General features: G+C 67.3%; 21 protein-coding genes. 10 read left to right on the forward strand and 11 right to left on the reverse strand.

Annotated features, from left to right (window positions below):
- Positions 1–4: 4 nt before the first annotated feature.
- Positions 5–1,621 (reverse strand): POT-type proton-dependent oligopeptide transporter, encoded by a 1,617-nt coding sequence (locus tag AC3DET_RS00785; RefSeq protein WP_337729897.1) that lies wholly within the window; start codon positions 1,619–1,621, stop codon positions 5–7.
- Between the two features lie 149 nt (positions 1,622–1,770).
- Here AC3DET_RS00785 and AC3DET_RS00790 point away from each other — a divergent pair, with 149 nt between their 5' ends.
- Positions 1,771–3,525 (forward strand): M14 family metallopeptidase, encoded by a 1,755-nt coding sequence (locus AC3DET_RS00790; protein WP_488390411.1) that lies wholly within the window; start codon positions 1,771–1,773, stop codon positions 3,523–3,525.
- Between the two features lie 73 nt (positions 3,526–3,598).
- Here AC3DET_RS00790 and AC3DET_RS00795 read toward each other — a convergent pair whose 3' ends face one another.
- From AC3DET_RS00795 to AC3DET_RS00805, 3 genes are all read right to left on the reverse strand, one after another.
- Positions 3,599–4,351 (reverse strand): glutathione S-transferase family protein, encoded by a 753-nt coding sequence (locus tag AC3DET_RS00795; protein WP_488390412.1) that lies wholly within the window; start codon positions 4,349–4,351, stop codon positions 3,599–3,601.
- 50 nt (positions 4,352–4,401) lie between these two features.
- Entirely contained in the window at positions 4,402–5,283 is an 882-nt protein-coding gene (locus tag AC3DET_RS00800) for a ZIP family metal transporter (RefSeq protein WP_488390413.1), read from the reverse strand.
- Between the two features lie 149 nt (positions 5,284–5,432).
- Positions 5,433–6,038: a YdeI/OmpD-associated family protein gene (locus AC3DET_RS00805; protein WP_488390414.1), complete on the reverse strand. Its 606-nt coding sequence runs from the start codon at positions 6,036–6,038 to the stop codon at positions 5,433–5,435.
- Positions 6,039–6,191: 153 nt separating this feature from the next.
- Here AC3DET_RS00805 and AC3DET_RS00810 point away from each other — a divergent pair, with 153 nt between their 5' ends.
- The 4 genes from AC3DET_RS00810 to dbpA are packed head-to-tail and all read left to right on the forward strand — an operon-like array spanning position 6,192 to position 9,360.
- Positions 6,192–6,956, forward strand: coding sequence for a YbaY family lipoprotein (locus AC3DET_RS00810; protein WP_488390415.1), 765 nt, complete (start codon positions 6,192–6,194; stop codon positions 6,954–6,956).
- Between the two features lie 7 nt (positions 6,957–6,963).
- On the forward strand, positions 6,964–7,512 hold the full coding sequence (locus tag AC3DET_RS00815) for a guanyl-specific ribonuclease (RefSeq protein WP_488390416.1): 549 nt from the start codon (positions 6,964–6,966) through the stop codon (positions 7,510–7,512).
- Positions 7,509–7,943, forward strand: a complete 435-nt coding sequence (locus tag AC3DET_RS00820; protein ID WP_142125307.1) for a barstar family protein — start codon at positions 7,509–7,511, stop codon at positions 7,941–7,943. Before AC3DET_RS00815 ends, AC3DET_RS00820 begins: the two co-directional genes overlap by 4 nt.
- A 40-nt stretch (positions 7,944–7,983) precedes the next feature.
- Entirely contained in the window at positions 7,984–9,360 is a 1,377-nt protein-coding gene (gene dbpA / locus AC3DET_RS00825) for an ATP-dependent RNA helicase DbpA (RefSeq protein ID WP_488390417.1), read from the forward strand.
- A gap of 234 nt (positions 9,361–9,594) precedes the next feature.
- On the opposite strand, the gene AC3DET_RS00830 is transcribed toward dbpA, so the two are convergent.
- Positions 9,595–9,804 (reverse strand): cold-shock protein, encoded by a 210-nt coding sequence (locus AC3DET_RS00830; RefSeq protein WP_055942770.1) that lies wholly within the window; start codon positions 9,802–9,804, stop codon positions 9,595–9,597.
- A 308-nt stretch (positions 9,805–10,112) separates the two neighbouring features.
- Between AC3DET_RS00830 and AC3DET_RS00835 the strand changes: the two genes are divergently transcribed.
- The 3 genes from AC3DET_RS00835 to AC3DET_RS00845 all read left to right on the forward strand — a co-directional run bounded on the left by AC3DET_RS00835 (position 10,113) and on the right by AC3DET_RS00845 (position 13,545).
- Positions 10,113–10,670, forward strand: coding sequence for a YaeQ family protein (locus AC3DET_RS00835; RefSeq protein ID WP_337729905.1), 558 nt, complete (start codon positions 10,113–10,115; stop codon positions 10,668–10,670).
- Positions 10,671–10,674: 4 nt separating this feature from the next.
- Entirely contained in the window at positions 10,675–11,856 is a 1,182-nt protein-coding gene (locus AC3DET_RS00840) for a BaiN/RdsA family NAD(P)/FAD-dependent oxidoreductase (protein WP_488390418.1), read from the forward strand.
- A 69-nt stretch (positions 11,857–11,925) separates the two neighbouring features.
- Positions 11,926–13,545 carry a carboxylesterase/lipase family protein gene (locus AC3DET_RS00845; protein ID WP_488390419.1) on the forward strand — a complete coding sequence of 540 codons (1,620 nt, stop codon included), beginning with the start codon at positions 11,926–11,928 and terminating at the stop codon, positions 13,543–13,545.
- Positions 13,546–13,651: 106 nt separating this feature from the next.
- Here AC3DET_RS00845 and AC3DET_RS00850 read toward each other — a convergent pair whose 3' ends face one another.
- The 5 genes from AC3DET_RS00850 to AC3DET_RS00870 all read right to left on the reverse strand — a co-directional run bounded on the left by AC3DET_RS00850 (position 13,652) and on the right by AC3DET_RS00870 (position 18,298).
- Positions 13,652–14,635 carry an LLM class flavin-dependent oxidoreductase gene (locus tag AC3DET_RS00850; RefSeq protein WP_192201031.1) on the reverse strand — a complete coding sequence of 328 codons (984 nt, stop codon included), beginning with the start codon at positions 14,633–14,635 and terminating at the stop codon, positions 13,652–13,654.
- A gap of 84 nt (positions 14,636–14,719) precedes the next feature.
- Positions 14,720–15,391, reverse strand: a complete 672-nt coding sequence (locus AC3DET_RS00855) for a glutathione S-transferase (protein WP_337729909.1) — start codon at positions 15,389–15,391, stop codon at positions 14,720–14,722.
- A gap of 189 nt (positions 15,392–15,580) precedes the next feature.
- The gene (locus tag AC3DET_RS00860; protein ID WP_488391149.1) at positions 15,581–17,140 is read right to left on the reverse strand and encodes a protein adenylyltransferase SelO; all 1,560 of its coding nucleotides are present in this window, start codon (positions 17,138–17,140) and stop codon (positions 15,581–15,583) included.
- Positions 17,141–17,148: 8 nt separating this feature from the next.
- On the reverse strand, positions 17,149–17,901 hold the full coding sequence (locus AC3DET_RS00865; RefSeq protein ID WP_488390420.1) for a sulfurtransferase: 753 nt from the start codon (positions 17,899–17,901) through the stop codon (positions 17,149–17,151).
- A 34-nt stretch (positions 17,902–17,935) separates the two neighbouring features.
- Positions 17,936–18,298: a DUF6164 family protein gene (locus AC3DET_RS00870; RefSeq protein WP_488390421.1), complete on the reverse strand. Its 363-nt coding sequence runs from the start codon at positions 18,296–18,298 to the stop codon at positions 17,936–17,938.
- Positions 18,299–18,385: 87 nt separating this feature from the next.
- On the opposite strand from AC3DET_RS00870, the gene AC3DET_RS00875 reads away from it, so the two are divergent.
- The gene (locus AC3DET_RS00875; RefSeq protein WP_488390422.1) at positions 18,386–18,820 is read left to right on the forward strand and encodes an FKBP-type peptidyl-prolyl cis-trans isomerase; all 435 of its coding nucleotides are present in this window, start codon (positions 18,386–18,388) and stop codon (positions 18,818–18,820) included.
- A 145-nt stretch (positions 18,821–18,965) separates the two neighbouring features.
- Here AC3DET_RS00875 and AC3DET_RS00880 read toward each other — a convergent pair whose 3' ends face one another.
- On the reverse strand, positions 18,966–20,567 hold the full coding sequence (locus AC3DET_RS00880) for a serine hydrolase (RefSeq protein ID WP_488390423.1): 1,602 nt from the start codon (positions 20,565–20,567) through the stop codon (positions 18,966–18,968).
- A gap of 97 nt (positions 20,568–20,664) precedes the next feature.
- Here AC3DET_RS00880 and AC3DET_RS00885 point away from each other — a divergent pair, with 97 nt between their 5' ends.
- Positions 20,665–21,927, forward strand: coding sequence for a TIGR03862 family flavoprotein (locus tag AC3DET_RS00885; protein WP_488390424.1), 1,263 nt, complete (start codon positions 20,665–20,667; stop codon positions 21,925–21,927).
- The last annotated feature ends 11 nt before the right edge of the window (positions 21,928–21,938 follow it).

Consider the following 21,938-nt stretch of genomic DNA (forward strand, 5'->3'; position numbering starts at 1 on the left):
GTCCTTACGCCGCGGTGCGGTAGTTGTCCTGCATGGGATACGTACGCGCGTACAGCGCGAATGCCAATGCCGCCACGAAAGCGAAACCGGCGAAGAAGAACATCAGGAACGCGTTCTCGGTCCAACCCTGTGTCTGGATCCAGCCGATCACCGCCGGGTCGCGCACGCTGGCATTCGTCAGCAGCACCCACAATCCGCCGAACGTGCTGGTGAGATACCAGAAGGCCATGATCACGCCCTTCATCGCCATCGGCGCCTGGCTGTACGCGAACTCCAGCGCCGTCGCCGACACCAGCACTTCACCGAACGTCAGCAGCAGGTACGGCAGGGTTTGCCAGGCCAGAGACACCTGCTGACCATCGTCCATCTGCAACTGCAGCAGGCCGGCCACGACCCACGACAGCGCGGAGATGGCGATGCCCCATCCCATCCGCCGCAGCGCGGTGACGTTGAAGCCCATCCGGCGCAGCGCCGGATACAGCACGAGGTTGTTGAACGGAATCAGCAGCATGACCATCAGCGGATTCAGCGCCTGCATCTGCGTAGCGTCCTTCACCAGCCGGCTCGGCCACCACCATGCGTCATGCGGGATCACCATATCCTTGCCCTGGATGACCCAGGTCGAGGCCTTCTGGTCGAACAGCGACCAGAACGGCGTCACCAGCGCGAAGACGATCAGGATACGGAGCACGGAGCGAACGCCTTCGATGGCGGCATCCGGATGCAGGCCACGGGCGCGCTCCAGTTGCAGCGATGCGCCGAAGCCGACGCCGGCGATGATGGCCCCCAGCGCGAGACACGCCGTAATGACGAACCCCCACGCCTCCGGCCATGCTGCGACCTCGGCGAACTTCAACGCCCACAACGCAAGCATCACCACGGCGCCTATCATCCCGATCGCGGCGACCAACGTGCCGATGCCCACCCCTTTGCCCAACAACGCGCTACGCACGATGTTGAGGAACGAATCCGGGTCTGTCCCGCGCGACGGCGGCACGTTGACGTACTTCTTGCGCCCCGCCCAGAAGATCAGCGTGGCGATGAACATCAGGATGCCCGGAATGCCGAACGCCCACGCTGGCCCCCAACTGGCCAGCACCAGCGGCATCAGCAGGGAGGCGAAGAACGAACCGAAGTTGATGATCCAGTAGAAAGCGTCGAAGACGATCTTCGCCTTGCTCTTGTTCGTCTGGTCGAACTGGTCGCCACAGAACGTCACGACCAGCGGCTTGATGCCGCCCGACCCCAGCGCGATCAGGAACAAGCCGGTATAGAAACCGGTGGCGTTGCTCTCGAACAGCGCCAGGCAGGCGTGGCCGGCGCAGTAGATCAGCGAGAACCACAGGACGGTGTTGTACTTGCCGAAGTAGCGGTCCGACAGCCAGCCGCCCAGCAGCGGGAAGAAATACACACCGATGACGAAACTATGGAAGATGTCCTTGGCCGCACCATTGCGCGACGCTTCGTCCGGCAGGTAGGCCAACAGCACCGAACTGATCAGGAACGGCACCAGGATGTTGCGCATCCCGTAGAAGCTGAACCGTTCGCACGCCTCGTTGCCGATGATGTAGGGAATCTGGCGGGGCATGCGGCCCTGGCTGGCTTCTGCGGTCGTGCTCATCCGATCTTCCGGTGAAAAAGTCCCGGAAGGGTACCGTATCCGCCCGCGCAGGGTCGAACCACCCGCGTGCCGGGCACGCGGACAACGGGGACTGGGACTGACCGCGATTGCGCGGCATCATTCGCCCCTGCCCTGTTCAGGATTTTTCCATGCTGCGTCCCCTCTACGCCGTGTTGTTGCTGGTCCTCGCACCACTGACGCATGCCACGCCTCCCCTCGCCACCGTGTCAGAGCGCTCGGGGTTCGTTGAAACCGGGCGTTACGACGAGGTCATCGCGTTGTGCGACGCGTTTGCGCGCCAGTACCCCAAGGCGGTGCGCTGCCATACCTTCGGCACCTCGCCGGAGGGACGCCCGATGAAGATGCTGGTGGCCTCGACCAGTGGCGCGCTGACGCCGGACCTGGCACGCAAGCACGGACTTCCCGTCGTGCTGGTGCAAGGCGGCATCCATGCCGGCGAGATCGACGGCAAGGACGCCGGCTTCCTGGCGCTGCGCGAGGTGCTCGAAGGCAAGGCAGCGAGCGGTGCGCTGGACAAGCAGGTGTGGCTGTTCGTGCCGGTGTTCAACGTGGACGGCCACGAGCGCTTCGGCGCATGGAACCGGCCCAACCAGCGCGGCCCGAAAGAGATGGGCTGGCGCACCACCGCGCAGAACTTCAACCTCAACCGCGACTACCTGAAAGCCGACACTCCGGAGATGCGGGCGATGCTGCAGCTCGTACAGCGTTGGGATCCACTGGTCACAGTGGACCTGCACGCGACCAACGGCGCGCAGTTCGAGCACGACATCTCGATCCAGGTGGAGCCCGTGCATGCCGGCGATGCGGGGCTGCGGCAGGCAGGTCTGGCCCTCCGGACGTCGGTGATCGGCGATCTCGCTGCGCAGGGTTCACTGCCCCTTCCCTACTACCCGTCCTTCGTCGTCAGTGACGATCCGACTTCGGGCTTCGAGGACAGCGTGGCACCGCCCCGCTTCTCGCATGGCTACTTCCTGCTCCGCAACCGGATCGCGATGCTGGTCGAAACGCATTCCTGGAAGGAGTACCCGGTACGGGTGAAGATCACCCGCAACACGGTGGTGTCGGTACTCGAACAGGTGGCGGCGCACGGCAGCGACTGGCTCGCCAGTGCACGGGAAGCCGATGCCGCCGCCGCGCAACTCGCCGGCCACCCCGAGCCACTGACCTATGCGGCCGCGCCCGCCGCGCGTACCGTGGATTTTCGCGGATACGCCTACACGCGCACCCGCTCGGACGTCTCCGGCGCACTGATGACGCGCTACGACGAAACAACACCGCAGCTCTGGAAGGTGCCGCTGAAGGATGACATCCGACCCTCCCTCGTCGTCGATGCGCCCGGAGCGGGCTACCTGGTACCCACCGCGGAAGCGGCCTGGGTTGCCGATGTACTGAAGACGCATGGCGTGGAATATCGGCTCCTGGGCAACCCCTGGCAGGGTGACGTGGCCGCGTTTCGCGCCACGAAATCCAGCTTCGGCAGCAGCCCGGTGGAAGCCCGCCAGCGCCTGACGGTGGAAGGCGACTGGAGGCAGGAAGCGCGCAGCGTGCCGGCCGGCACGCTGTTCGTGCCCATCGCGCAGGCGAAGTCGCGCCTGGTCATGGCGCTGCTTGAACCGCAGGCGCCCGATTCGTTGCTCGCCTGGGGCCGCTTCAACAATGCGTTCGAGCGCAAGGAGTACATGGAAGACTACGTGGCCGAGAGCGTGGCACGCGAGATGTTGCGCGACCCCGCCGTGAAGGCCGAGTTCGAACGCCGACTGCGTGAAGACAAAGCCTTCTCCGACGATCCCGCTGCACGGCTCGAATTCTTCTACCGCCGGCATCCGTCATGGGACGAACGCTATCGGCTCTATCCGGTCTTGCGCGTCGGCACGAACCCGTGATGCCCCGATGGGATTGCAGGAGCGGGCCGTCACCCCTCGCACCGCTGCTGCAGAAGTTGCTGACCGGAATCCCTCACCCCAGCCGCATCACGCCATAGCGCGGCGCCGCATTGCCGCAGGTCGTGTCGGTAAGCGGCGCCCCCATCTCCGCAAGTACCGCACGCTGCTCCGGGAGCGGCGTGCGCAGGGTCCGCTCTTCGTATGCAGCCAGTGCCTGGAACGGCGGCAACGCCCAGGCACGCGCAAGGAAGTCGGCGGTACGCGGCCATCGCTGCGCGTCGACCTGGTACTTCACGAACACCGCATTGCGGAATAAAGCGGCGATGCTGATGTCGGCGATGGAAATGTCACCGAACAGCCAACCGGCGTCGGGCATCCGTGCTTCCAGATAATCCAGCGCAACCGGCAGCTCTTCGTCCCGGGCCCTGCGCACCACGTCTTCGTCGGTGCCTTCGTTGAACAGGAACCGGCGCACGCCTTTCTGGAAGAACATGCGCCAGACGATCACATCACCCAGGTAGGAATCCGCGTATTCCTCCAGCCAGCGTGCCTGTGCCCGCTGCACGGGATCGGCCGGATACAGCGATGGCTGGGGGAACCTGTCCTGCAGGTATTCGCAGATCACCGTGGAGTCGTTGAGCACCAGGTCACCGTCGCGCAGTACCGGGATGCGGCGCAGGGGACTGATGCGGCTGAACTCCGCGTCCCCCACGAAGGGGGCGATCGGATCGATCCGGTACGGAATGCCTTTCAGCTCCAGACAGACCAGCACCTTGCGCACGTAAGGCGAGATGTAATTGCCGATGATCGTCAACGGTTCGGACATGCCATTCTCCAGCGAGGACAACGGCAGCGTGGGCACGTCGCGCCTTGGGGTCAACCCAATGCCGTGTCCAGCGCCATCATCAGGCAGAAGCCCAGCGTAAGCCCGAACGATGCGATGCCGCCGTGGCCGTGCCGGTTCGACTCGGGGATCACGCTGTGGCCCACGGCGATCAGCATGGCTCCCGCCGCGAACGCCAGCCCCCACGGCAGCAGCACCGACGAAATGCCGACTGCCCACGCGCTGGGAATCGCGGCCAGCGGTTCGGCCACGCCCGACAGCGCGCCCAGGAAGACCGCCTTGCTCCGCGCCATGCCCGCCGTCGCCAGCACAAGGGCAACCACCAGGCCTTCCGGTATGTCTTGCAGGGCGATCCCGATCGCCAGCCCGGCCGCACCACTGAGCGCACCGCCAGCCGCCACGCCCACCGCCATGCCTTCCGGAATGTTGTGCAGCACGATGGCCAGCACGAAGAGCATCACCCGCGAGGGTACGAGACGACGCTGTGCGTCCAGTGGGTCGTCGACCAGGCCACGGTCGAGTGCGAGCAGCGCGCATGCGCCCAGCAGGGTCCCGGCACTCACGAGGCCCGCCGCACCCCAAGGCGAGAAGCCCTGTGCTTCCGCCGCCGCCAAGCCCGGCAGCACCAGCGAGAACGCCGTGGCCGCCAGCATCACACCGGCTCCGAAGCCGAGCAACCCGTCTGCCAGTCGCTGCGGAATCGTCCGCATCACCAACACCGGCAACGCACCGATCGCCGTGGCAGCGGCGCACAACGCACCGCCGCGCAGCGCGAGTCGCATGCCGCTTTCCTGCCCGGGCGGCGCGAGCCACAGCACCCACAACGACGCACCCACAAGCGCGATGACGGCCGCGATGTAGGGCCAGGCCACCGCGGCACGGGTGTAGGCAAAGGGTCGCAGGACGCGATTCATGCCAGGGGTCTCCGGCGCGCGCAGGGGTGCGCGCAGTGCGATGACGGGGGTTCGGTGGCTTGCGACCGATACTAACCGTCCGCAAACCACATCGTCATCGCAATACTGAATCGCCCCGATGGGCGCGGCCTATGTCGCCCGATGCGGACTCAGCGTGCCTGGTACTTCCAGTGGCGCATCTTGCCTTCCGCCATCCACGCGACCGCCTGCGTCAGTCTTCGCTCACGCGTATCCGTCCGTTTGGCCCCCATGATCCATTCGATGTACTCGCGCCGGGCACTGGGGCTGAAGCCATCGAATGTCGCCTTCGCTTCCGGGTTGCCGGCAAGCGCATCGCGGAGATCCGCCGGCGTGCGCAGCACGGGACGCGCAGCGGCCCTGGCTGAGACGGGCGCCGATGAAGCCGCAGGAGTATCGATCAGCGCCATCGCCTTGCGCACCCGTGCAATCAGTTCCCGCCTGGGCGGCAGATCTTCCAGCGACACCAGTTTGCCCAGGCTCCCCATGCCGTCGCGCGCCTTGCCGTCCGTGACCTGCGTGTGCTGCCAGAAGCCGAACGATGCGTGCCGCTTGAATGCGGCCATGTTGCACAGGATGCGTCCGCCGTACTGGAACGACGGCATGCTCCACTTGATGGTCTCTTCCACCTGCGGACATGCTTCGTGCACCACGCTCCGCAAGCGTTCGAGGACCGGGCGCGCGAACTCGGCAGCCATCGCGATGTAGGCATCCACTCTCGGATCGTGCGACGGCATCCCGGCGGCCTCCGTGTCCCGGCGCGACTGTAGCGCGACGGCCGCGTGGGCGCGAACCGGGACCGCACCACGACCCTTTCCGCGTTGACGAACCATTACACCGGCCACCGCTAAGCTGGCGGCCAGCCACGACCACCCCAAGGAGCGCGCACGATGTTCCGTCCGCTGTTGACCACCGCCTGCCTGCTGACACTGGCTGCCTGCCAGTCGCCGCCCACCGGCAGCGGAGCCCCGGCACAGCCTGTCGCGGCGATCCATGGGCGGGCCCTCTATCTCGAACGCATCGCGCCACCGCCAGGCGCGACACTCAGCGTGCAACTCGTGGACAACCAGCTTGCCGATACACCGGCTGCCGTGGTCGCCAGCGCCGACTTCAGCGACCTGGAGGGCCCGCCGTTCGCTTTCACCCTCCCCTATGACCCGGCCAAGGTGCGCCCGAACGGCATGTACGGCCTGCACGCGGGCCTGCGCGACGCGCAGGGCAAGCTCTGGTTCGTCACCGATACGCGCGTCCCTGTGACGCCGGGTGCGTCTGCGCCGGTCGAGTTCAGGATGGTGCGGGCCGGCGGAGAGCCCTCTCCTCCAGCGGCGGGGACACCCTGGGAGCAGGCCAGGGCACGCGGCAGCATTTTCCGCGGGATCGGCACCGAACCCGGCTGGTCCGTGGAGGTCGGTGGTGGCGCGACGCCCCGCCTGAGTGCCGACCTGGATTACGGCGAACGCAAGGTCGATGTCGCCCGGGCCCGCAAGACGGGAGAGGGCTATGTGGGCAGCACCGCCGATGGCCTGGCCGTGTCACTGACGACGAAGAAGGAAGTCTGCAGCGACGGCATGAGCGACAACGAGTATCCCGCCTCCGCGACCCTGACGGTGGGTGGCAAGGTCTACCGCGGCTGCGGCCGCTTCCTGACGGAATGATCCACGCATGAGTCGACGTTCCCGCGCCCGCCGGCAGAGCCGGCAGCGGCTCCCCCTGATCGCATTCCTCGCCCTGCTGGTCCTGGGTGCAGGCGCATGGTGGTGGTCGCAGCGCGACAATGCCCCCGCGCCGGCTGCCGAAACGCAGGAAGCCACCCATCCTCAGCGCACGAACGCCGAACTCGCGCTTCCGCCGGTGGAACAGACGCGCCCCGACGCACCCGTGGGAGATCCGCCTGCCGCTGCCCTGCCGACGCCGGGTGCGGACCTTCCGGCCTTCCTGCCGGCGGAGGCACGACAGACACTGGCGCTGATACGCAGCGGAGGCCCGTTCCCGCATCGGCAGGACGGCTCAGTCTTCCAGAATCGCGAGGGCCGGCTGCCACGTCAGTCGCGCGGCTATTACCGCGAGTACACGGTCGACACGCCCGGGCTCGACCATCGCGGTACACGCCGCATCGTCACCGGCGGCCAACCACCGCGCGAGTACTACTACACCGACGACCACTACGAGAGCTTCCGCCGGTTCGAGATCGGCAACGGAACCCTGCAATGAGCGAATCCGGTTTCGATCCCGGCCTGGCCGATCCCACGCGCGCGGGCGTCTTCTTCGTGACCGAGGATGATCTCGATCCGCTGGCAGCGGTCGGCCGCGATGCCGGGCTGCTGTCGCGCCGGATAGACCTGTCAGGCTGCGACAGCAAGGGCGCCCTGCTGCTGCGCATCGCCACGGTGCTGGACTTCCCGCAGTCCTCCGGGCGCAACTGGGATGCGCTGTCCGACAGCCTGCGCGACCTGTCGTGGCTGGAGGCGCCCGGCTACGTCCTGCTCTTCGAACAGGCCCACGAACTGCGCGAACGCACCGAGGCCGATTTCGACACCCTGCTCGACATCCTGGACGAAGTCTCGCAGTTCTGGACGTCCAACGAGGTCCCGTTCTGGTCGTTCATCGCGCTGCCCGAGGAAGATTTCCCCGACCTGCAATAGGTTTTCCGGCGGCAACCGCGCCGATCTGCGAAAATGCCGCATGCTCGATTTCACTTCTCTTCCGCTGGCACCCGGCCTGCAGCAGGGTGTCCAGGCGCTGGGTTACGCCCGGCCGACCCCCATCCAGGCCCGCAGCCTGCCCGCCATCCTCGATGGCCGCGATGTCATCGCGCAGGCACCCACCGGCAGCGGCAAGACTGCTGCCTTCGGCCTGGGCCTGTTGCACCGGCTCGATGTCGCCACGGGGCGCACGCAGGCCCTGGTGCTGTGCCCGACCCGCGAACTCGCCGACCAGGTGGCGCAGCAGTTGCGCAAACTGGCCGTCGGCATCCCCAACATCAAGGTCCTGACGCTGTGTGGCGGCATGCCGCTGGAGCCGCAGCTGCGCTCGCTCGAAGCGCACGACCCGCACGTGGTCGTCGGCACGCCTGGGCGCATCCAGGAACTGTTGCGCAAGAAGGCGCTGCACCTGGGTGGCATCCGCACGCTGGTGCTGGACGAGGCCGACCGCATGCTCGACATGGGCTTCGAGGAGCCGATCCGCGAGATCACCGGCAAGACGCCGAAGGATCGCCAGAGCCTGCTGTTCTCGGCCACCTTCACCGACGCCATCCGCGGGATTGCCCGCAACACCCTGCGCGATCCGCTCGAAGTCACGGTGGATGCGCCACAGGAACAGGCGGTCATCGAGCAACGCTTCGTGCGCGTGGATCCGGAACGCAAGCAGACCGCGCTGGCGGGCCTGCTGGCGCAACGCGGCGTGGAGTCGTGCGTGGTGTTCTGCAACATGCGCAAGGACGTGGACGAAGTCGCTGGTTCGTTGCAGCACTTCGGCTTCTCCGCGCTCGCCCTGCACGGCGACATGGAACAGCGGGACCGCGACGAAGTGCTGGTGCGCTTCGCCAACCGCAGCTGCAACGTGCTGGTCGCCAGCGACGTGGCCGCGCGCGGACTGGACATCGAGGATCTGGTGCTGGTGGTCAACTACGACATGCCCAGCGACGCGGATACCTACGTGCACCGCATCGGCCGCACCGGCCGCGCGGGTCGCGATGGCCTGGCGATCAGCCTGTGCACGCCGCGCGAACTGCCGCGCGCCGCCGTGATCGAGGAACGCCTGGGCGCGCCGCTGTTGTGGGACCGCAATGTCCCCATACCCCCGAAGGCCAATACCGCGCCGCCCGCCGCGATGACCACGCTGCGCATCGACGCCGGCAAGACCGACAAGCTGCGCCCCGGCGACGTGCTCGGCGCATTGACCGGCGACGCCGGCCTGTCCGCTTCCGCGATCGGCAAGATCAATGTCTTCGCCACGCGTACCTACGTGGCCGTCGCGCGCGACAAGGCCGGCGCGGCACTGGCGCGCTTGAATGCCGGCAAGATCAAGGGCCGCAGCTTCCGCGTACGGAAACTCTGAACCGTCGTCCCAGCGAAAGCCGGGACCCATCTTGCTGTTGTCTCCCCTGCCGGGCGGCAAGAACTGTCGTGTTGACGGCCAATGGATTCCCGCTTGCGCTGGAATGACGGCAGCGGTTGCGAGTGCGCTCCGCACTCCGTCTCGCGCACCACGTCATCCTCTGGCCAGCCCACAAACAAAAACGCCGGCGCTTGCGCACCGGCGTTTTCTTGAACCGTAGGGTTCAGCGCTGGATTACAGCGGCTGCACCTGGTCGGCCTGCATGCCCTTCTGGCCCTGCACGGCGACGAAGGAGACCGCCTGGCCTTCCTTCAGCGACTTGAAGCCATTGCCCTGGATCGAGCGGAAGTGCACGAACAGGTCGGGGCCGCTCTGCGGGGTGATGAAGCCGAAGCCCTTGGCGTCGTTGAACCACTTGACGGTACCGGTCTGACGATCAGACATCTTTACTAACTCCTGAAACATGGATGAAAGGACCACAACCCCGGGGAAACCGGGACGGGACTGGGTTTGCAGGCGTTGGTAAAGCGGGAAGATGTAGCAGATGTATCTACCGCATCAGGCTCACGATTCACGGTGACCCTGGCAAGCACAGTGCCGGCACTCTACCGGGGTTTCCGGAGAAAAGCGAATCCTTCCCGCTCGCAAGCTGAACAGGGAGGTCCGAGCGGTCCGGCTGACCGGTTGCCGGCATTCGGGGGGGCGCCCCTCCATGCGGCGTATCATGACGCCCCCTTGCCCGAACCCCCACCATGGCCCTCAAGTCCACCGTCGTCAAAGCCGAACTCCAGATCAGCGACATGGACCGTCATTACTACGGTGCCCACGGCCTGACCCTGGCCCAGCACCCGTCGGAGACCGACGAGCGGCTGATGGTGCGCCTGCTCGCCTTCGCGCTGCTGGCCGAGGACCGGCTGGAGTTCGGCAAGGGCCTGAGCAACGAAGAAGAACCCGACCTCTGGCGCAAGGATTACACCGGCCTGATCGAGCAGTGGATCGACCTGGGCCAACCGGACGAATCCCGGATCCGCAAGGCCTGCGGACGTGCCCGCGAGGTCGTCGTGGTCAACTACGGCGGCCGCGCGGCCGACCTCTGGTGGGACAGGAACGCAGCGCTGCTGGCACGTCATCGCAACCTGACCGTGCTCGACATCGCGCCGGAGGCGGTAGATGCCCTCACCGCGCTGATGGTGCGCAGCATGCGGTTCAACGTGATGATCCAGGACGGCGAAATGCAGTGGATGACCGACGATCGCGTGGTCAGCGTCATCCCCGTGGTCCGCCAGACGGGGCTCGCGCGGGCTGCCTGAGCGCATGGCGCCCACTCACGACGTACTGGTGATCGGCGGCGGCGCGGCCGGTCTCATGACCGCACTCACGGCGGGCCAGCGCGGCCTGCGCGTGCTGGTCATCGAACATGCCAACAAGGTCGGCAAGAAGATCCTGATGTCCGGTGGCGGGCGCTGCAACTTCACCAATACCGGCACCGCGCCTGCCAACTTCCTGTCGGCCAATCCGCATTTCTGCAAGTCGGCGCTGGCGCGCTACACGCCGGGCGATTTCATCGAAATGGTCCAGCGCCATCGCATTGCCTTCCACGAGAAGGAGCTGGGGCAGCTGTTCTGCGACGTGTCGTCCAAGCTCATCGTGAAGATGCTGGTGGACGAATGCGTCGCCGCAAGCGTACGCATCGAGACGGGCTGCAGCGTGCAGCAGGTCCACCACGACAGCGGCGTGTTCCGCGTCGATACGCCACTGGGCCGTTTCGCCGCACCATCGCTGGTGGTGGCCACCGGCGGCCTGTCGATCCCCAGCATGGGCGCCACCGGCTTCGGCTACGAACTGGCGAAGCAGTTCGGACATGCCCTGCTGCCCACGCGTGCGGGACTGGTGCCGCTGACGCTCACCGGCAAACACCAGGAGCGGCTGGCCGACCTGAGCGGCGTCGCTCTCCCGGTGGAAGCCCGATGCGGCAAGGCGCGTTTCCGCAACTTCATGCTGCTGACCCACCGCGGTGTCAGCGGTCCGTCGATCCTGCAGATCTCCTCGTACTGGCAACCGGGCGATGACCTGCGACTGGACCTGCTGCCCGACCACGACGCGCTGGACTGGCTGCAGTCGCAACGGGCGCAGCGGCAGGATGCGGAACTGAAGACCGTGCTGTCGGACGTACTGCCGCGCCGCTTCGCGCAACGCCTGTGCGAGGTCTGGCTGCCGAACCGGCCGATGAGGCAGTTCAACCCGCCCCAGCTGAAGGACGCCGCCGGCCTGCTGGCCAACTGGCCACTGGTCGCCAGCGGCACTGAGGGCTACCGCACCGCCGAGGTGACGCTGGGTGGCGTGGACACCGACGGGGTCTCGAGCAGCACGATGATGTCGAAGCACGTGGCTGGCCTGTTCTTCGTCGGTGAGGTACTCGACGTCACCGGGTGGTTGGGCGGCTACAACTTCCAGTGGGCCTGGGCTTCGGGCCATGCGGCGGGCATGGCGGTCTGACGCACTGCGGCGTTCCTGTCCAGGACGCCTTTGCTAGCCTTTGGAAACCGGTGTCATCACAGGCATTCCATGCGTCCGTTCCGTCCCGTTCCCTCCTCGCGCCGCGACTTCCTGCGGCAGCTCACCGCCACCTCCGCGATGGCGGGCCTGCTCGGCCCCGGACTGTTCACCGCGCAGGCGGGCTCGCGGTCTCCGCTTGCCGCCACGCGGAGCGGACGCATTGCCGGGACCGTGGATCGCGGCATCCACGTCTTCCGCGGCGTGCCCTACGGGGCCGACACCGCTACCCGCCGTTTCCAGCGCTCGGTGCGCGAAACCGCCTGGACCGGTGCGCGCGATGCCACCCGCTTCGGCGCATCCGCACCCCAGCGCGGCGATGCTGACGGCCAGTCCGTCAGCGAGGACTGCCTGTTCCTCAACGTCTACACCCCTGCCCTGCGCGATGATGGCAAGCGTCCGATCCTGTTCTACATCCATGGTGGCGGCTACAACAACGGTTCCGGCTCCCACCCGCTGTACGACGGGGTGAACCTGTGCCGCCGCGGCGATGTGGTCGTGGTGACCGTCAACCACCGGCTCAACGCGTTCGGCTACCTCTACCTGGGCGAGAGCGGCGACGAGCGCCTGCGTGACGCCGGCAACGTGGGCCAGCTCGACCTGATCGACGCCCTGCGCTGGGTGCGCGAACACGCGCACGAGTTCGGCGGCGATGCGGGCAACGTCACCGTGTTCGGCCAGTCCGGGGGCGGCGCCAAGATCGCCACGCTGATGGCGATGCCGGAGGCCGACGGCCTGTTCCACAAGGCGATGACGATGAGCGGCCAGCAGGTCACCGCTGCGGGTCCGCGTGCGGCGGCGCAGCGCACCGCACTGTTCCTCGCCGACCTGGACCTCGGCCCACGCGACACCGATGCGCTGCTGGCGATGCCGATGGCGCGACTGCTGGATGCCACGCGCGTGCGCGACTCGTCGCGCGTGGAGAACGCCGCGCTCTACTTCGGGCCCGTGCTGGACACGTACAACCTGCCCCGTCACCCCTTCTACCCCGATGCGCCGGCGCAGTCGGCGCGCATTCCGATGATCATCGGCAACACGCGCGACGAGACGCGCGCGTTCCTCGGCAACGACGAAGCGAACTTGGCGCTGACCTGGGACCAGTTGCCGCAGAAGCTGCGCGAGCAGCAGTACGTGGACCTGTCGCCGGACGTGGTGATCGCCGAGTACCGCCGGTTGTATCCGGACTACACGCCGTCCGAGGTGTTCTTCGCTGCGACCACCGCGGGCCGTTCCTGGCGCGGCGCCGTCATCGAAGCAGAGGAGCGTGCGAAGCAGGGATCGCCTGCGTGGGTCTATCAGTTGGACTGGCGTTCGCCGTCCGAGGGCGGACGCCTCCGAGCCTTCCACACGCTCGACATCCCACTGGTGTTCGACAACGTGGCGGCCGAGGGATCGAAGACCGGCGATGATCAACGCGCACGCACGATGGCCTCGCGCATGAGCGAGGCGCTGATCGCCCTCGCCCGCCGTGGCGACCCGAACCACGCGGACCTTCCGGCGTGGTCGCCCTACACGCTGCCACAGCGGCAGACGATGGTGTTCGACGACAGATCCAGCATGCAGGACGATCCGCGCGGCGGAGAGCGCCGGCTATACGAGCGCGTGCCGTTTCTCCAACGAGGCACCTCGTAGGGTGGGCCTTGGCCCACCATCGTGTCGCATCTGCTCTCGCGGAGGATGATCGGCGGCTCGACGCACGCCGCGTCCGACCCCGTGCGACGGTAGGCCGAGGCCCACCCTACGATTGCATGACCTCGGCGGCGATCTCGAACGAGCGCAGGCGCTTGTCGTGGTCGAAGATGTTGGCGGTCAGCATCAGCTCGTCGGGGCGATGCCGCTGGATGAAGTCCGCGATGCCCTTGCGCACGGTGTCGCGGCTGCCGATGACGGCACAGGCCAGCGCCTGTGCCACACCCGCTTTCTCGTGCGGCTCCCAGAACGTTTCGATGTCGTCGATCGGTGGCGGCACCAGGCCGGCGCGCCCGCGACGCAGGTTGACGAAAGCCTGCTGCTGCGTGGTGAACAGGTGTTTCGCCTCGGCATCGGTCTCGGCCGCCACCACGTTCAAGGCGAGCATCGCGTGCGGCTTGGCCTGCCGCTTCGAGGGACGGAAGTCGCGGTGGTACACCAGCAGCGCCTGGTCCATGGCATCGGGTGCGAAGTGGGACGCGAACGCATACGGCAGGCCGAGCGCGGCGGAGAGCTGTGCACCGAACAGGCTGGAGCCCAGCAGCCATACCGGCACGTCGAGGCCCGCGCCCGGCACGGCACGCACCGCCTGGCCCTCCTGTACCGGCTCGAAGTAACGCAGCAGCTCCTGCACGTCCTGCGGGAACTGTTCCGCGCTGTCGAAATAGCGGCGCAGCGCACGCGCCGTCGCCTGGTCAGTGCCCGGTGCACGGCCCAGGCCAAGATCGATGCGGCCCGGATACAGCGATGCCAGCGTGCCGAACTGCTCGGCCACCTGCAGCGGCGAGTGATTCGGCAGCATGATGCCGCCAGCACCCACACGGATGGTGGATGTCGCGCCGGCCACGTGTCCGATCAGCACTGCCGTTGCAGCGCTGGCGATGCCCGGCATGTTGTGGTGCTCGGCCAGCCAGTAGCGTGTGTAACCCCAGCGCTCGGCATGCTGCGCGAGGTCGCGCATGTGGACGAAAGCCCGGGTGGTATCGCTGCCCTCGCAGACAGGCGCGAGGTCGAGGAGCGAGTAAGGGATCATGGGGACACCGGCAATGACGATGTCATCGTCATGGGGCCGCAGGCGATCCGATTCCACCCTGCGGCATGGGACGCTGCATCCCGCCTAGCCGAGCAGGTCGAACGGCCCGCCCTGCTCCAGCGCACGCTGGTAGGCCGGCCTGGCGTGGATGCGCTGCAGGAATCCGGCCAGGTTCGGACAGGCGTCCAGTCCGGCGCGTACCGCCGCCGCTTCGACCGGGAAGCTCATCTGGATGTCGGCTGCGCTGAACTGGTCACCGGCGAACCACGGCGCCTTGCCCAGTTCGCTTTCCATGTAGCCCAGATGGAGCTTCACCTGCGGTCCGACGAACGTCCGCATCGCCTTGTCGGCGATGCCGCGCGCGATGGGCCGGGCGAAGAACGGCATGGGCGCTTTCTTGAGGCGGGAGAACACCAGACTGAGCAGCATTGGCGGCATCGCCGAGCCTTCCGCGTAGTGCAGCCAGTAGCGGTAGCGCAGATGCTCGGCGGTGCCCGGCGAGGGCGCGAACCGGCGCGCGGTGTCGTAACGCTCCACGAGGTACTCGAGGATCGCGCCGGATTCGGCCAGCACGTGTTCTCCATCCACCACCACGGGCGACTTGCCCAGCGGATGGATCTTCCTCAGCGCCGGCGGCGCGAGCATGGTCTGCGGGTCGCGCTGGTAACGCACCACCGTGTAGTCCAGCCCCAGTTCCTCGAGCAGCCAGAGCACACGCTGGGAACGGGAGTTGTTGAGATGGTGGACGGTGATCATGGGGAGCTCCGTGGGAGACGGCCATGCTACCGCGATGTCCGCCGTTGTAGGAGCGACGTCAGTCGCGACCGTGCGGCAACAACGCACCGGAACTCTGCTCACCCGAAATTCGGTGCACAACGAGCGAGGTCGGGAAGATCGAACCGTGCGGTCGCGACTGACGTCGCTCCTACAAGGAAGCGATGCGACTCAGGAACTGCACGACAGCATCGAACAACCCGCGCGGTCGCGTGCCCAGTCGGGGCGACGCCCGGCATAGCGTTCACGACCCGGCTGGTCGTCGTACGGCCGGCGCATGACGTCCAGCAGCGCATGCACGCCGGACAGGTCGCCCGCCTCCGCCGCATCGATGGCCTGCTGCGCCAGGTAGTTGCGCAGCACGTAGCGGGGATTGGCCAGGCGCATCCGTTCACGGCGCGCCGCCGGCGTCAGCGTTTCGTCATCGAGGCGGCGCGCGTACTCGACCAGCCAATGGCGCAACGCCGGCGCGACGGCGTCGCGACGGGCCGGGTCATAGAACGCATCATCGAATGCGGACAGCGATGCATCCGCCGGATCCGCATCCATCAAGGCGCGGAAGAACAGGGTCATGTCGATCTCGCCCTGCGCCAGCAGCTGCTGCAACGTGTCCATCCGTTCGATGTCGTCATCCCGGCAGTCCGCCAACCCCAGCTTGCGTGCGGTGGTGTCGCGGTGCGCGCGTGCATGGGCATCGGCGAACCGCTGCAGGCCGGCCTGCAAGGGCTCCACGCCATCGAACAGCGGCGACAGCGCCTGCGCGAAGCGGCTCAGATTCCATCCCGCCACCTGCGGTTGCCAGCCGAAGCGATAGCGACGGCCGTGGGCATCGGTGGTGTTGGGCGTCCAGTCCGGGTCGTAGGCGTCGATCCAGCCATAGGGGCCGTAATCGATCGTCAACCCGAGCACCGACATGTTGTCGGTGTTCATCACGCCATGGACGAAGCCCACCCGCATCCAGTGCGCCACCATCACCGCGGTGCGCTCGCAGACCTCTGCGAACCAGGCCGCGTGCAGCGCTTCGCCTTCGCCGGACAGGTGCGGGAAATCGCGACGGATGGTGAAGTCCACCAGCGCGCGCAGCAGGCCGGTGTCGCCACGCGATGCGGGCAACTGGTAATGACCGAAGCGGAGGAACGAGGGCGCCACCCGGCAGACCACCGCACCGGCCTCAGGCTTCGGATGACCGTCGTAGAACATGTCGCGCACCACCTGCTCGCCCGTGCCTACAAGGCTGAGGGCGCGTGTCGTGGGCACGCCCAGGTGATGCATCGCTTCGCTGCACAGGAATTCGCGGATCGACGACCGCAGGACGGCGCGACCGTCGGCGGTACGCGAATAGGGCGTGGGCCCTGCGCCTTTCAGCTGCAGTTCCCAGCGCTCGCCGGCCGCGTTGACCACCTCGCCCAGCGTGATCGCGCGACCGTCACCCAACTGGCCCGCCCAGTTGCCGAACTGGTGCCCACCGTAGTTGCCCGCATAGGGCTGCATGCCCGGCAGCACGGCATTGCCGCCGAAGACCTGGGCGAATGCGGGGGATGCCACGTCGCGCTCGTCCAGCCCCAGCAGCGCAGCGACCTCCGTCGCGTACGCCAGCACCTGCGGCTCGGCGACCGGCGTCGGGTCGATGGTCGACCAGAGAGCGCCACGGACTTCGCGGCGGCGCGTGCCCTGCTCGGGATCGCCAGGCAGTTCCCGGATGAAACGGTTGTCAAAGTGCAGTGCCTGCAGGCCGGCGCTCACGCCACGCCCACCGTCTCATCGTCCACCAGCGGGCTCAGGTCGGGCCGTAGGGCGACGCGCTCATCGAAGACGAAGCACGCACCGTCATAGCCGAAGCCCCCGACCTGCTCGAAGTAGCCCAGGATGCCGTCGTCCAGCTGCAGCACGTTGTCCATGCCATCGGCCTGCATCCACAGCGCGGCCTTCTCGCAACGGATGCCACCGGTGCAGAAGCTGACCACGGTGGCGTCCTTCAGCGCATCGCGATGCGGTTCCAGCGCCGCGGGCAGGTCGGTGAACTTGTCGATCGGCAGCGTCAGCGCACCGCTGAACGTGCCGTATGCGATTTCCTGCTGGTTGCGGGTATCCAGCATCACCACGCGACGGCCGGCATCGTCATGACCCTGCTCCAGCCAGCGGGCGAGCGTCCGGGATTCGACGACGGGCGCGCGCACGTCTTCCGGCGTGGTGCCGGGGCGGCGGAAGCTGATGATCTCCGGTTTCACCTTGACCTTGAGGCGCGCGAACGGCACCTGGCGACTGGTGCTGTACTTCACCCGCAGGCCAGCGAAGCGCTGGTCCGCGCGCAGCGGCGCCAGGAAGGACTCGATCGCGTCTGCGCCACCGGCCAGGAACAGGTTCATGCCCTCGCCCGCCACCAGCACCGAACCCCGCAGCGAGAGCGCCTCGGCGCGCGCGCGCAGCGTCGAGGCGAATGCCTCGGGAGCGTCGATGGGCGTGAAATGGTAGGCCGCAATGTTGGTGATCATGCGCTGATTTTACCGGCCGCAGGCGGCTCGCGCCTCAGAGCAGCATCCAGGGCAGCGCGAGGGTCAGCACGATGATCGCGACCATCGCCGCCAATACTCCGACCACGTACAGGGGCCGCGCGCGCAGCTGGCCCGCAAACGTCTCCGCACGCCCTTCGCGCTCGGCCGCCGTGCGGTCCTCGCGTGCCTGCGTCCGGCGCCGGGCCTGGTAGTCCGCCATCAGGACCTTGGCCCGCGCCAGCTGGTCGACATCTTCGATCCACAGTCCGCCAGCGGAAATCCCCCACGGACTGGGTTGCGTCTCATAGAAGTCGATCGCGTTCGCCCGCAGCAGGTCGCGCACATCGTCGGCCTCGTCGCCGGGCACGTTGCGCAGATTCAGGAAGAGTTTCGCCATGCTGCCAGTGTAACCGCTGCGATCCAGGCCACCGGGCAGCCGGATGCGTTACCCTGCGCGCCTTTCGCCCCATGGATGACCCCCCCCATGCGTCCCCTGCTGCTCGCCATTTCGCTGCTCCTGCTCGCTGCCTGCAACGCTCCCGTCCCGCCGCCAAGCGGCAGCGTCGTCGAACTGGAACGCATAGACACCCGCGCCGGTACCGGTGCCGTGGCGACCAGCGGCAGTGATGTCACCGTTCACTACACCGGCTGGCTGTACGACGAGAACGCCCCGCAGCAGCGCGGCTTGAAGTTCGACAGCTCCGTGGACCGCGGCCAGCCCTTCACCTTCCTGCTCGGTGCCGGCCAGGTCATCCGCGGCTGGGACGAGGGCGTGGCCGGCATGAAGACCGGGGGCAAGCGCACGCTGCGGATCCCCGCCGACCTCGGCTACGGCAGCAATGGTGCCGGTGGCGTGATTCCACCGGGCGCATCGCTGGTATTCGACGTGGAATTGCTGGAAGTGAAGCCGCACCAGTGAGGAGTGCGCTTCCCCTGTAGGAGCGACGCGAGTCGCGACCGCACGGCTTGAAAATCATGGCGTGCCATCCACGCGCGAACCCGCAGGATTCCGTGCGCGGCGTACTCGCGGTCGCGACTCACGTCGCTCCTACGGAAAGCACGGACTACTCCACCGGCGCCAGCCGCAGGTCGTGGAAATCGAAGCTGAAATCCGTCAGCGGTGAAATCGCCTCCATACGCGCCTCCCGGATGGAGCCATCCGGTTCCAGCGAGAACGTCAGGAAGGCGTCGGCGTTGAGCCAGCGCTCGCGCCAGCGCACGACGAACGTATCGTGCTGCCAGGGCTGCAGATCGCCGACCAGCTCCTGCGTGCGGCTGAAGCGCAGCACCAACCCGCCGCCTTCCTGCGCCACCACGACATCGCCATACCAGGGGTCGCGCAGTGTGCCGGCATATTCCGCGATCGGCAGCGAAGGCCTGGAGCCCGCATCGCGCGCCGCCTGCAGCTTCTGCCAGTGCTCATCGGCATTGCCCTTCGCCTGCGCGACCTGTGCCTGGTAGGCCGCGAGCCAGTCGGTGCCGGTGTTGGCCAGGTAGGCATCCAGCACCTTCAGCGTGACGGCATTGAATGCCGCACCGATCTCCTGGTTGGTCAGCACCACGATGCCCAGTTTCTGCTCCGGCACCAGCGTCACCCGCGAAACCATGCCGGGCCATCCACCGGTATGCCAAACCAGCTTGCGGCCCTGGAAGTCGGACACCATCCAGCCTTCACCGTAACCGAGGAAATTGGGCTTCGCCGCCTTCAATGCTTCGATCTTCGGTTCGGTGATCGGGATCGGCGTGACCAGCGACCACATCGATTTCTGCCGCTCGGGCTTGAAAAGCGCTTGCTCGCGGCCTTTCGCGTCGCGATAGGTTCCGCCGGCCAGCTGCGCGTTCATCCACTTCGCCATGTCGTTCACGCTGGAATAGAGGCCGCCCGCCCCGGCGACGTTGCGCCATGTCATCCGCGGTGCCGGTTGCAGGGTGGCGAAGTCGGCCTTGGCATGGCCCGTGGCGACGTTGTCGCCCGGCCGCAACGCATCGCTGTTGTAGCGCGTCTCGCGCATGCCCAACGGCTGCAGGATGCGTGCACGCAGGAACTGGTCATATGACTGCCCGCTGGCCTGCTCGATGACCAGCTGCGCCACGCCGTACAGGATGTTGTCGTACGCGTAGCGCTCACGGAAGCCGCCGCTCAGCGGCACGTCGCGCAGGCGCTCGGCGACTTCACGGTTGCTGTAGGTCGTGGTGGGCCAGAACAGCAGGTCCCCCGCGCCCAACCCCAGTCCGCTGCGGTGGACCAGCAGGTCACGGATGCGCATCTCGCGGGTGACGTAGGGGTCCGCCATGCGGAACCATGGCAGGTGGTCGATGACGCGGTCCTCCAGCTTCAGCTTGCCCTCGTCGGCCAGCATGGACAGCGAAGCCGCCGTGAACGCCTTGGTATTGGAGGCGATGGCGAACATGGTGTGCGCGTCGACCTTGCCGGCCTTGCCGATCTCGCGCTCGCCCCACCCCTTCGCCAGCACCACCTCGCCATCCTTCACCACCGCCACCGCGATACCCGGGACGTCGAAGGCCTGGCGTACGGATTCGACGTAGGCGTCCAGGTCCTGCAGCGCAGGCGGCGGCGTGGGTTCCTTGGCGACAGCGCTGGTGGCGAACAACAGGCCGAGCAGGCAGAGTGCGCGGCCCGTAGCCGCCATCAGGTTCGAACGCATCGTGTGTCCCATGTCCGGAGTCCCGCGCGACGATACCGCAGGCAGCGCATGCGATGTGCCTGCTGGAAGCGCCGTGCCGGCGCGGCATACTATGCGGATGCCCGCACCAAGCTCCGATGACACGCTCTCCACCCCCACCGTCGCCGTCATCGGTGGCGGGCCCGCCGGGCTGATGGCCGCCGAAACCCTGCGAGCCGCTGGCCTGCAGGTGGACCTGTACGACGCCAAGGGCTCGGTGGGGCGCAAGTTCCTGATCGCCGGCAAGGGCGGCATGAACCTGACCCATTCCGATCCGCCCGACGTCTTCGTCACGCGCTACGGCGAGCGGCAGTACGACGTAGCCGCATGGCTGCGGGGCTTCGACGCGGATGCCCTGCGCGGCTGGGCGCGCGGACTGGGCGTGGAGACATTCGTCGGCACGTCGGGCCGCGTGTTTCCGTCAGACCTCAAGGCAGCGCCGCTGCTGCGCGGCTGGGTGCGGCGGTTGCGCGAACAGGGTGTGCGTTTCCATGTGCACCACCGATGGTCGGGATGGACCGGCGAAGGCGCCCTCCGCTTCGCGACCCCCGACGGCGAGATCCTCGTGTCTCCCGACGCCAGCGTGCTGGCGATGGGCGGCGGAAGCTGGCCGGAACTGGGTTCGGACGGCGCCTGGGTCGATGCATTGCAAACAAAGGGCATCACCATCGCCCCCTTGCAACCTTCCAACTGCGGTTTCGACATCGCGTGGAGCGAGCATCTGGCGTCACGATTCGCTGGCGACCCCCTCAAGCCGGTCATCGCGCATTGGCAGGAGGCCGATGGCAGCGCCCGCCAGCGACAGGGCGAGTGCGTCATCACCGCCACCGGCATTGAAGGAAGCCTGGTCTACGCGCTGTCGCCGATGCTGCGGGATGCCATCGCGCGGGACGGCAGCGCCACGCTGGTGCTGGACCTGCTGCCAGGACGCGATGAGCGTGAACTGGCGCAACGGCTGGCCAAGCCGCGCGGCTCACGCAGCCTGAGCGAACACCTCCGCCGCGAGGCCGGCGTGACCGGCGTGCGCGCGGCGTTGCTGTACGAGGTGCTGGACAAGGCAGCGCTGGCCGACCCCGCCAGGATCGCGCGCACGCTGAAACGTTTTCCGTTCCGGCTGTTGCGTCCCCGCCCGATCGCCGAAGCCATCAGCAGTGCCGGCGGCGTGCCCCTGGAGGCAACGGACGAGCGCCTGATGCTGCGCGGAGTACCGGGCGTGTTTGCTGCCGGCGAGATGCTGGACTGGGAAGCACCCACCGGTGGCTATCTGCTGACAGCGTGCTTCGCCAGCGGTCGCCATGCCGCGCACGGCGTGGTCGACTGGCTGGCGCAGCGCAACGCCTGAGTGGTCGTCCG

The sequence above is a fragment of the Pseudoxanthomonas sp. 97-1-1 genome, from assembly GCF_057773125.1.